The organism is Lelliottia sp. RWM.1, from assembly GCF_016859735.1.
In the GTDB taxonomy this organism is placed as follows: domain Bacteria; phylum Pseudomonadota; class Gammaproteobacteria; order Enterobacterales; family Enterobacteriaceae; genus Enterobacter.
In genome coordinates, this window is record NZ_WLVC01000018.1 from 75,757 (window position 1) to 85,516 (window position 9,760).

Below are 9,760 nucleotides of genomic sequence, written 5' to 3' on the forward strand. Positions count from 1 at the left end.
CACTTTTCCCTATAAATAACGCCCACGAGCGGCTGTCATCAACTGCGTTTTGAAACGCTGTGCCGCATGACTCTGTTCCCGATGTTTTGACCACACCAGCCACATCTCAGACACTGCATCTTTTTCTTTGATAGATACCCAGCGCATTTCGCGTAATTGCACCCGCTGAAAAGAGGCCGGAAGAATTGAAACGCCAAGACCCGCAGCCACCAGGCCGATAATGGTCATCGCCTCCCCGACCTCTTGCGTAATCACCGGAGACAGACCATAGCGACGCATCATGCCAAGAATGTCGTCATATAATCCGGTTCCCACCTGCGGGTCAAAAAAGACAAACGGCTCCTGCGCCAGTTCCGCCAGCGTGACTACCGGGTGAGAGGCCAGCGGATGATCGTGTGGGATCATCGCCATTAGCGGTTCACGCAAGATAACCTGCCACGTTAGCGTCTCCGGCAGTTGCGTATTACGCATCAACCCGAGGTCCAGCGCCCCCTCGTTTAGCGGCGCGATCTGCTCACGAGTGTTTATTTCACGGGTCTGAATATGCACATCAGGGAAATCACGCCGAAACGAGGAGAGCGTTTCAGAAACCGCGCTGATAAAGGGGGCAGATGAGGTAAACCCAATCCGCAGTTCACCGGTTTCCCCCAGGTAGAGCCGCTCTGCTCGCGCCGCCGCCTCTTCCACCATGCCCAGGATCTGTCGGCTATCGGCAAGAAACTGTTTTCCCGCCGCCGTCAGGCTGACGCTACGGTTGGTTCGCGCAAGTAAACGCGCCCCCACCTGTTGTTCCAGGATCTGAATTTGCTGGCTCAGCGGGGGTTGTGAAATATTCAGGCGCGCCGCAGCCCGGCCAAAATGTAACTCTTCCGCCACTGCAACAAAGTAGCGCAAATGACGCAGCTCGATATTCATATCTTTAAAGTATCATTTGAGATTATTAATATATTAGACAGAATATTTACATTTTCCTACCCTAATCTCGTGGTCATACCCGTCACCCGAAATCACGGGGATGTTTAAGCAAGGAATCAGTGTGAGTCGTACAACTACCATCGATACCGCTCCGGCAAGCGATATTGATGTTTTACCCGCAAGATCTCAGCCAGTTCAGTTCATTAAACGTGGTACTCCCCCATTTATGCGCGTCACGCTGGCGCTCTTCTCCGCCGGGCTGGCAACGTTTGCCCTGCTGTATTGCGTTCAGCCTATTCTGCCTGTTTTATCTCATGAGTTTGGTGTATCGCCTGCGAGCAGCAGTATTTCACTTTCCATTTCCACCGGGATGCTGGCGGTCGGTTTGTTGTTTACCGGGCCGCTCTCCGATGCGATTGGTCGCAAACAGGTGATGGTCACCGCACTTATGCTGGCGTCTGTCTGTACATTACTCTCCACCATGATGACCAGTTGGCACGGCATCCTGATCATGCGCGCATTGATCGGGTTATCACTCAGCGGCGTGGCCGCCGTTGGGATGACCTACCTCAGCGAAGAGATCCACCCCAGCTTTGTCGCCTTCTCGATGGGGTTGTACATCAGCGGGAACTCCATCGGCGGCATGAGCGGGCGTCTCTTAAGCGGTGTGTTTACCGACATCTTCAACTGGCGAATAGCGCTGGCGGTGATTGGCTGTTTCGCCCTCGCCTCTGCGTTGATGTTCTGGAGGATCCTCCCTGAATCCCGCCACTTTCGTCCCACGTCCCTGCGCCCGAAAACCTTGTTTATCAATTTTCGACTGCACTGGCGTGACAAAGGGCTGCCGCTGCTGTTCCTGGCGGGCTTCCTGCTGATGGGCTCTTTTGTGACGCTGTTTAACTACATTGGCTATCGTCTGATGCTCTCTCCGTGGCATCTGAGCCAGGCTTTTGTCGGCCTGCTTTCTGTCGCCTATCTCACCGGGACCTGGAGTTCGCCAAAAGCCGGGGCCATGACTGCACGCTTTGGCCGTGGGCCGGTCATGCTGGTGTCGACGGGCGTCATGCTGGTTGGTTTGCTGATGACACTTTTCTCATCCCTGTGGCTTATTTTTGCCGGAATGTTGCTGTTCTCCGCAGGCTTTTTCGCCGCCCATTCGGTTGCCAGTAGCTGGATCGGCCCACGCGCACGTCGTGCTAAAGGCCAGGCCTCATCCCTGTATTTGTTCAGTTATTACCTGGGTTCAAGTATCGCCGGGACACTCGGCGGCGTTTTCTGGCATAACTATGGCTGGAACGGTGTCGGGGGATTCATTGCACTGATGCTGTGCGCGGCGTTGCTGGTTGGGAGAAGTCTTCATCGACGCTTAAAATAGCGACACGTTATTCTGGCCCCGTAGCAATGAGAAAAGTACGGGGCTTTTTCATATCTGGATGCAGATGACTTTTTGTCGGATTGGTTCACACATTTTCGTCTCAAATGTTCGCACTTTGATGGCAGAAACTCCATTGAGTCTGAATCCCCCTTCTGGCAAAAGAGACCTTCACCAGAGCCAGCAATAAAACCGTTGATCGTTGCCATAATTATCGAATCTGCAAAAGTGGGCCAATGTTTATATGGCTGACAGATCAGGGGCAATTATTCCTCCCTTGTGTCACATCCCTCTTCAGCTAATGGTCGACTCCCTTCTCTCCCGTCGTCTTCCACGCCCTCATCAGAAATTAGCCAGTGCATCAAAAGTGCATTAATCCACCCTAAATCACGTTACACTCCGGGAGCACATCCAACCTAACGAGAACAAGAACTATGCAGAAAAACGCTTCTTATCAGGCACTCACCCGCACCTTCCAGCGTCTCTCCCGCTTCTCACATCTCTCTTCCATCGCCAGTTGGGATATGTTCACCATGATGCCGCCAGGCGGCAGTGCCGCGCGCGGTGAAGCACTGGCTGAAATGAGCGTATTACAGCACCAGATCCTGACCGATAAAAAAGTGGGTGAATGGCTGGCAGCCGCTGAAAGCGAAGATCTGAATGATCTTGAACAGGCTAATCTGCGGGAAATGACGCGCCATTATCAGCAAGCGTCTTTGCTGCCCGAATCGCTGGTGGAAGCAAAATCTCTGGCGGGCAGCAAGTGCGAGCACGCCTGGCGTACACAACGTCCTGCGAATGACTGGCAAGGATTTTCCACCAACCTGAAAGAGGTGGTCAAACACAGCCGGGAAGAGGCCCGCTTGCGCGCCGAAGCCAAAGGCTGCTCGCCTTATGACGCGCTGCTGGATATTTTTGAACCGGATATGACCAGCGATCGCCTTGATGTGCTGTTTGGCGACATGAAATCCTGGCTACCGGATCTGCTTGCGAACGTGGTAGAAAAACAGTCTCAGCACGCCTTCGTGCCACCGCAAGGTCCCTTCCCAACCGCCATTCAGCGCGAGCTGGGACTGGAAGCAATGAAAATGCTTGGCTTCGATTTTAATGCTGGTCGCCTGGATGTCAGTGCGCATCCGTTCTGTGGCGGCGTACCGGAAGATGTACGAATTACCACGCGTTACGATGAGGACGAACTGCTGAGTGCTCTGTTTGGCGTGATTCATGAAACAGGTCACGCCCGCTATGAGCAAAATCTGCCGAAAGCCTGGGCCGGGCAACCTGTCGCCCAGGCACGTTCAACGGCGATCCACGAATCCCAGAGTTTGTTCTTTGAGATGCAACTGGGCCGCAGCAACGCGTTCCTAAAACACCTGTTGCCTGCCGTTCATGCCCGTTTCGGTAGCCAGGCGGCGTTTAGCGAAGAGAATTTTATCGCCTGGAACCAGCGCGTGAAGCCGGGTTACATCCGCGTCGATGCCGATGAGGTAAGCTATCCGGCACATGTTGTGCTGCGCTATGAGATTGAGCGTTCGCTGATTAATGGCGAAATCGAGGTGGAGGATATTCCGGCCTTGTGGGATGAGAAAATGCAGGCCTGGCTCGGGTTGTCCACTAAAGATAACTACCGCAACGGCTGCATGCAGGATATCCACTGGACCGACGGCGGCTTTGGATACTTCCCGTCGTACACGCTGGGTGCAATGTATGCCGCACAGCTTTTCCATGCGGCGAAAACCGCGCTGCCAGGCTTACACGCATCTATTGCTGGCGGTGACTTCTCTGCCTTGTTTGACTGGCTGCGCCAGAACATCTGGCAGCATGGCAGCCGCTTCACGACCTCACAGCTGATCACCCAGGCCACGGGTGAAGATCTCAATATCCGCTATTTCCGTGAACACCTGACGTCACGTTATCTGTAATAAATACCGCCGGGGCAAGCTCCGGCGGTTTCACACGTTAGTCAGTCAGAAAATGATTTCGCACATATCGTTATCAGCCACTTTATGTATTAAGTAATGCCCTGGTCACACAATATGTAGCTAACAGACCAGACATTAAAAATAGATAAAGGGATGAATGATGAAAGGCATGATGAAGACCATTGCGTCGGCAATACTGTGTACGATGAGTTTGAGTTCATTCGCAACGCAGCCCCCTGTCACGGATAACACACCGAAAGAAGCGTATGACGATATCACCCGCTCTCTGTCTGATCTCCACCCCATAACGTTTCAGGCTCCCGCTGAAAAGTACAAGCTTCTGGTCTTTATTGATAACCAGTGCGGCTACTGCAGTGACGTAGTGAAAAATGTTAAGCAGTACACAGATGCAGGCCTGACGATGTCGTTTCTGACCGTCGCGCCCGGCGCTATTCGCGATTCGGTGATTGAAGATATGGGCAGAGTCTGGTGTTCTGCGGATAAGGTGAAAAGCCTGCAAAGTGCGATGGCGGGATTTTTACCTGATAATGACACAACTCCGGCCTGTTCCGACCTGGTCACGCGGCAATCAGCCCTTGCAGACAGGCTCGGCATTACGGTAACTCCCGTTATGGTTGTCATTGAGCCATCATCGCGGACGATTGTGGGCAGTCAGTCTCCGGAACACATACTCGCGTCACTGAAGAAGTAACTGTCTGGCATACGGGCGTGCCTGTAATAGCCCGTTCGTATGCTGTCCCACCGCCTTTGTACATTCCGTTACACGCCGATACCAATCACTCACGGAAACCCCGGATTTACAGGGATATAGTTATTTCAACGGCCCCGCAGTGGGGTTAAATGAAAAACCAAATTCGAGGGTATGAGAATGAATAAAGTATTAGCTCTGGTTGTTGCCGCTGCTATGGGTCTGTCTTCCGCTGCATTCGCTGCTGAAACTACCGCGACCGCAACACCTGCTGCTGCGCCAGCTGCAACCACTACCGCTGCGCCAGCAAAAGCGGTTCACCATAAGAAACATCATAAAGCAGCAGTGAAAAAAGAAGCCGCTGCTCCAGCAACCGCAGCACCAACTGAGCAGAAAGCTCAGGCGGCTAAAAAGCACCACAAAAAAGCCGCTAAACCCGCTGTAGAGCAGAAAGCTCAGGCGGCTAAAAAGCATCACAAAAAAGCGGCTAAACCTGCTGTAGAGCAGAAAGCTCAGGCGGCTAAAAAGCACCACAAAAAAGCGACTAAACCCGCTGTAGCTCAGAAAGCTCAGGCTGCTAAAAAACACCACAAAAAAGCAGTGAAACACGAAGCTGCTAAACCAGCTGCACAGCCAGCTGCATAAGATACATGCATAACCGTGCCCTTCGGGGCACGTTAGTAAACCGGCGCTGAACCGGAAAAGGATCAGCGCCGTTTTTTTATCCGGAGGGCGTATGCTGCGACGCTATCGGTTTGAGCTCATCCTTATATTACTTATTTTGTGCGCGCTCATCGCAAGCCACTTTTATCTTTCCTGAATGTAGCACGCTGATTTTACTCCCACTTTAACGCTGTCCCGTCTATAGTATTTTCACAGGGTTCACTTTTAATAATCATAATTACCCCACCAGAGTGTGATATGCGTAAATCTGTTGTGTTGTTAATGGGAACGGTTGCTCTCTTTTCTGGCGTTTCACATGCGGACGATAGCGGTGATGACACCCTTTCCGCCAAAGATGTAAAAACGTTGTTTTTCGGTCATGACGACCGGACGCGTGTCTCCGATCCTACTCAGCCACCCTGGGATGCCATCGGGCAACTGGAAACCGCCAGCGGCAACTTATGCACAGCGACCTTAATTACCCCCCAACTGGCACTTACGGCAGGCCACTGTTTGTTAACGCCGCCAAATGGCAAACCGGATAAAGCCATCGCGTTACGTTTTGTATCGCAAAAAGGGGTATGGCGTTATGAAATCCACGGTATTGAAGGCCGCGTAGACCCGTCACTGGGTAAACGTTTAAAACCCGATGGCGACGGCTGGATTGTCCCACCGGCTGCTGCATCGTGGGATTTTGGTCTGATCGTATTGCGTTATCCGCCGTCAGGTATTACACCACTGCCCTTGTTTGACGGCGATAAAGCCGCGCTGACGGCCGCACTGAAAACAGCCGATCGAAAAGTGACGCAGTCAGGCTACCCGGTGGATCATCTTGACACGCTCTACACGCACAACGACTGTGTTGTTACGGGCTGGGCACAAAACAGTGTGTTATCGCACCAGTGCGATACGCTCCCCGGTGACAGTGGCTCGCCACTGATGTTAAAAACCGACAGCGGCTGGCAGTTGATTGGTGTGCAGAGTTCAGCCCCCGCCGCCAAAGACAGATGGCGTGCAGATAACCGCGCATTGTCCGTGACCGGTTTTCGCGACAGGCTGGAAGCGTTGGCGCAACAATAACTCAGCACTGTCTTACCTGACGTAATTCGATAATTGCCTCGATAGGCATCGGCTGGCTGAACCAGAAGCCCTGCAACTGATCGCAGCCAGCCAGCCTGAGCAATTTCATCTGTTTTTCGTTTTCCACCCCTTCAGCCACAACCGCCATGCCCAGTGCATTCGCGATCCGCACGGTTCCACTCACCAGTGCTGCCGCCTGCTCATCGTTATCCACGAGCCCAGCCAGCGATTTGTCTATTTTGATGGTGTCAAAGTTAAAGCGCCGCAAATAGCCAATGCTCGAATACCCCGTGCCAAAGTCGTCCAGTGCCACTGCTGTGCCTAACGCTTTAAGATTGACGATTGCCGTCCTTGCGCGTTCCGGATTTTCCAGTACATAGGTTTCTGTTACTTCCAGTTGCAGGCGTTTAGCGGGGAAACGGGTCATCTCCAGTACTTTTGCGACCTTATCTTCAAATTCGGGATCGCGGAATTGCGCCGGGGAGATATTCACTGACAGTTTCAGATCGTTGAAAGGCTCTAGATCCTGACACGCGCGATGCAGGACGAATTGCCCGAGCTTGTAGATCAAACCGCTTGTCTCGGCAATGGAAATAAAGGTATCTGGCCCAAGTTCGCCTGCCGGGCGACGCGGCCAGCGGACAAGGGCTTCTACGCTGGTCATTTTCTGGCTACGTGCATCAATGATGGGCTGATACCAGACGTCAAACTCATTGCGTTCAAGTCCATTGCGGATCTGATTTTCTATCGCCAGTTGCCATTCACGCGCGCTGTTCAGCTCGGCGTCATAATGGGTTATACGCCCTTTTCCGGTAATTTTGGAGTGATACATCGCGATATCTGCCCGGCGGAACAATTCAGAGCTGGTGCATTCAATCAGGGTTCCGCTGGCAATGCCGATACTGGCTCCAATATGAATCGTGCGATCGCCCAGACGAATGGGCGTATTGAGAAAATCAAGCACCGACCCGGCAAAAGCCGCGGCCAGCGCTTCAGCACGATCGCCTCCAATGGTCATCGCAAACTCATCTCCCCCCATACGCGCCAGCATCCCTCCTGGCGGAACCCGCTCGCGCAGCGTTTTGGCAATGGCGATGATCAAATCATCACCAACGCTGTGACCATAGATATCATTCACATCTTTAAAACCATCAAGATCGATAAAGACCACGCTTTTAACATCAATATCTCCGCGCAAGCTCACCTTATCCAGGGACTCAATCAGCGCACGTCGGTTTGGCAGGTGGCTTAGCCAGTCGGTTCTTGCCACCAGCCGGGCCTGACTTTCTCCTCTCGCAAGCTTGTACAACCCAACGCTGCTCAGCAGAATAAACAGTAAGATCAGGGCTGCCGCCAGAATGACGATCTGTGTAATTTCTGACGATGCCGCATGAGCTGCCTGTGCGCCAGGCAGACGCGCTTGCCAGTTCAGGTAACCCAGTAACTCTCCCGCTGAACTTCGAAGCGGCATGCTCGTATCGTTAATTTTGTCCGGGGTATAGTTCAGATTATCGATTTGAAACGTCGCACCCAGATCGGAGAGTATCTGGGGGTTGAGATGACGTGTAATCACCAGATATCGACGTGTATCATCATTGACCTTCAGAGGCCCGACCATTGGCCGAACAAGCCCAATGCCAATGAACGCCACACCATTGCGGGTTCTGGTGATCCCGGCATAGATAGTCTTATCGCTGGGTAACGCGCGGGTGTGCTGGCTGATCAACGCTTTCAGGCCATTGCCAAAAAAATCGAGACTTTTTTCGGTAAAGGGTTTGCTCCGGAACGAGCCCCACAGCACGTTGAAATGTTGATCCAGTACAAATGTGCCATCGTAGAGATTATTGATCTTAAAACCCGCTCCCCATGTGTTATACAACCATTCGGTGTTGATATCGGGTTTGTAAACCTCCCGAACGGCGTCATCCCAGACGGCATTATCGATAACCAGTGACGAGACGCGGTTTACGGAAGTCTGGATAGCACCCTGAACCGAGAGCGCGGAGCGGTGCTCATCAATTTCATTGGTTTTGGTGCTGATAAGATGAAGCGAAAGATAAAGCAGTGCGACAACCGAAACGATTAAGCCGATCCCGGCCATAAATATCATGACAAACAGGGTTTTTGCCGTAGGAATATTACGCCAGCTTAATGTGTAATACATTCGCCACCCTCTTCAAAGTTCTTCTTTTCTAAGAGTAATACAGGTAGCAAATTTCGCTGCCCGCAAATGCAGGCAGCGCTCACATCAGGCAAGTTTTATCATGATCATTCCTGCCAGCAACAACAATAAGCCGACCCAGCCTTTGTTATTTAATCGTTGGCCAAACAGGATCCAGCCTGCGGCCAGGGTGGCGGCAATACCAAAACCGCCCCACAACGCATACGCGACCGAAAGGTCGATGCCTTTTACCGCCTGTGACAATGCACTGAATGCGCCCAGTACGGCAGCAATGGACATAAGGCCGTAGAATTTCCGCCGGAAACCATCAGAAAACTTCAAAAATACGTTTGCCACAATTTCCAGCACGATAGCAAATGCCAACCAGGCAGCGTGTACCCACTCAAACTGCTGCATGAGCCTGCTCCTTCTGCTGTTTTACTGGCTTACGCGTGCCCGATTTAATCAGCACGATACCCGCAACCAGCGTTGTCAGACCGGCAATCTTCATGGTCGATAACGTTTCATCAAATAACAGTACGCTGAAGAGTGTGATCAATAAAATACCGATACCTTCCCATAACGCATAAGCGACACCCAGGGCGATTTTTTTTACCGCAAAGGACAGGAAAATATAGGAGAGTGAGATCATCACCAACATTAAAATAAAGCCAGTATTGCCGTCGCTGACACTGGCCCATTTCATTGAAAGCGTACCCGTAATTTCAGCCACGATAGCCAACGCTAATAATACCCAATAAAACATGTTCTTCTCCTGCTTGAGAATATAATCCATCGAGGCTCGCTGTATGCAGCAAACCCAAAAATATGAAATACGATCAGATAGCCAGACGCATGGCGCTAGGGAAGGTGCGAACAAGTTCCTGATATGAGATCATCATATTCATCCGGAGCGCATCCCAGAGGGACATCATGAG

10 protein-coding genes are annotated in these 9,760 nt (G+C 52.0%); 6 read left to right on the forward strand and 4 right to left on the reverse strand.

The genetic code is table 11. The features are described 5' to 3' along the window. Window positions 1–9: 9 nt before the first annotated feature. Window positions 10–915 (reverse strand): LysR family transcriptional regulator, encoded by a 906-nt coding sequence (locus tag GF617_RS14540; RefSeq protein ID WP_181623380.1) that lies wholly within the window; start codon window positions 913–915, stop codon window positions 10–12. A gap of 121 nt (window positions 916–1,036) precedes the next feature. Here GF617_RS14540 and GF617_RS14545 point away from each other — a divergent pair, with 121 nt between their 5' ends. The 6 genes from GF617_RS14545 (at window position 1,037) to GF617_RS14570 (ending at window position 6,661) form a co-directional block, all read left to right on the forward strand. Next, on the forward strand, window positions 1,037–2,290 hold the full coding sequence (locus GF617_RS14545) for an MFS transporter (RefSeq protein WP_181623379.1): 1,254 nt from the start codon (window positions 1,037–1,039) through the stop codon (window positions 2,288–2,290). A gap of 54 nt (window positions 2,291–2,344) precedes the next feature. Beyond that, entirely contained in the window at window positions 2,345–2,539 is a 195-nt protein-coding gene (locus GF617_RS27525; protein WP_375290349.1) for a DUF1493 family protein, read from the forward strand. 182 nt (window positions 2,540–2,721) lie between these two features. Then, complete coding sequence (locus GF617_RS14555; protein ID WP_181623377.1) at window positions 2,722–4,209, forward strand: carboxypeptidase M32; 1,488 nt, start codon at window positions 2,722–2,724, stop codon at window positions 4,207–4,209. 172 nt (window positions 4,210–4,381) lie between these two features. After that, a complete protein-coding gene (locus tag GF617_RS14560; RefSeq protein ID WP_375290351.1) occupies window positions 4,382–4,921 on the forward strand; it encodes a thioredoxin fold domain-containing protein in 540 nt (179 codons plus the stop codon). Window positions 4,922–5,098: 177 nt separating this feature from the next. After that, window positions 5,099–5,563, forward strand: coding sequence for an acid resistance repetitive basic protein Asr (gene asr / locus GF617_RS14565; RefSeq protein ID WP_181623375.1), 465 nt, complete (start codon window positions 5,099–5,101; stop codon window positions 5,561–5,563). 276 nt (window positions 5,564–5,839) lie between these two features. Then, window positions 5,840–6,661 carry a serine protease gene (locus GF617_RS14570; RefSeq protein WP_181623374.1) on the forward strand — a complete coding sequence of 274 codons (822 nt, stop codon included), beginning with the start codon at window positions 5,840–5,842 and terminating at the stop codon, window positions 6,659–6,661. A gap of 1 nt (window position 6,662) precedes the next feature. Here the strand turns inward: GF617_RS14570 and GF617_RS14575 are convergent, their stop codons facing one another. The 3 genes from GF617_RS14575 to mdtJ all read right to left on the reverse strand — a co-directional run bounded on the left by GF617_RS14575 (window position 6,663) and on the right by mdtJ (window position 9,588). Then, window positions 6,663–8,825: a bifunctional diguanylate cyclase/phosphodiesterase gene (locus GF617_RS14575; RefSeq protein WP_181623373.1), complete on the reverse strand. Its 2,163-nt coding sequence runs from the start codon at window positions 8,823–8,825 to the stop codon at window positions 6,663–6,665. Between the two features lie 84 nt (window positions 8,826–8,909). Then, window positions 8,910–9,239: a multidrug/spermidine efflux SMR transporter subunit MdtI gene (gene mdtI, locus GF617_RS14580; RefSeq protein WP_181623372.1), complete on the reverse strand. Its 330-nt coding sequence runs from the start codon at window positions 9,237–9,239 to the stop codon at window positions 8,910–8,912. Then, on the reverse strand, window positions 9,226–9,588 hold the full coding sequence (gene mdtJ, locus GF617_RS14585; RefSeq protein ID WP_181623371.1) for a multidrug/spermidine efflux SMR transporter subunit MdtJ: 363 nt from the start codon (window positions 9,586–9,588) through the stop codon (window positions 9,226–9,228). Before mdtJ ends, mdtI begins: the two co-directional genes overlap by 14 nt. Between the last annotated feature and the right edge of the window lie 172 nt (window positions 9,589–9,760).

What these genes read in the sequence shown, in the direction of transcription:
- GF617_RS14555 (WP_181623377.1), top strand. Translation starts at nt 2,722, where the DNA reads ATGCAGAAAAACGCTTCTTATCAGGCACTCACCCGCACCTTCCAGCGT.
- GF617_RS14575 (WP_181623373.1), bottom strand. Translation starts at nt 8,825, where the DNA reads ATGTATTACACATTAAGCTGGCGTAATATTCCTACGGCAAAAACCCTG.
- GF617_RS14540 (WP_181623380.1), bottom strand. Translation starts at nt 915, where the DNA reads ATGAATATCGAGCTGCGTCATTTGCGCTACTTTGTTGCAGTGGCGGAA.
- GF617_RS14560 (WP_375290351.1), top strand. Translation starts at nt 4,382, where the DNA reads ATGAAGACCATTGCGTCGGCAATACTGTGTACGATGAGTTTGAGTTCA.
- asr (WP_181623375.1), top strand. Translation starts at nt 5,099, where the DNA reads ATGAATAAAGTATTAGCTCTGGTTGTTGCCGCTGCTATGGGTCTGTCT.
- mdtJ (WP_181623371.1), bottom strand. Translation starts at nt 9,588, where the DNA reads ATGTTTTATTGGGTATTATTAGCGTTGGCTATCGTGGCTGAAATTACG.
- GF617_RS14570 (WP_181623374.1), top strand. Translation starts at nt 5,840, where the DNA reads ATGCGTAAATCTGTTGTGTTGTTAATGGGAACGGTTGCTCTCTTTTCT.
- mdtI (WP_181623372.1), bottom strand. Translation starts at nt 9,239, where the DNA reads ATGCAGCAGTTTGAGTGGGTACACGCTGCCTGGTTGGCATTTGCTATC.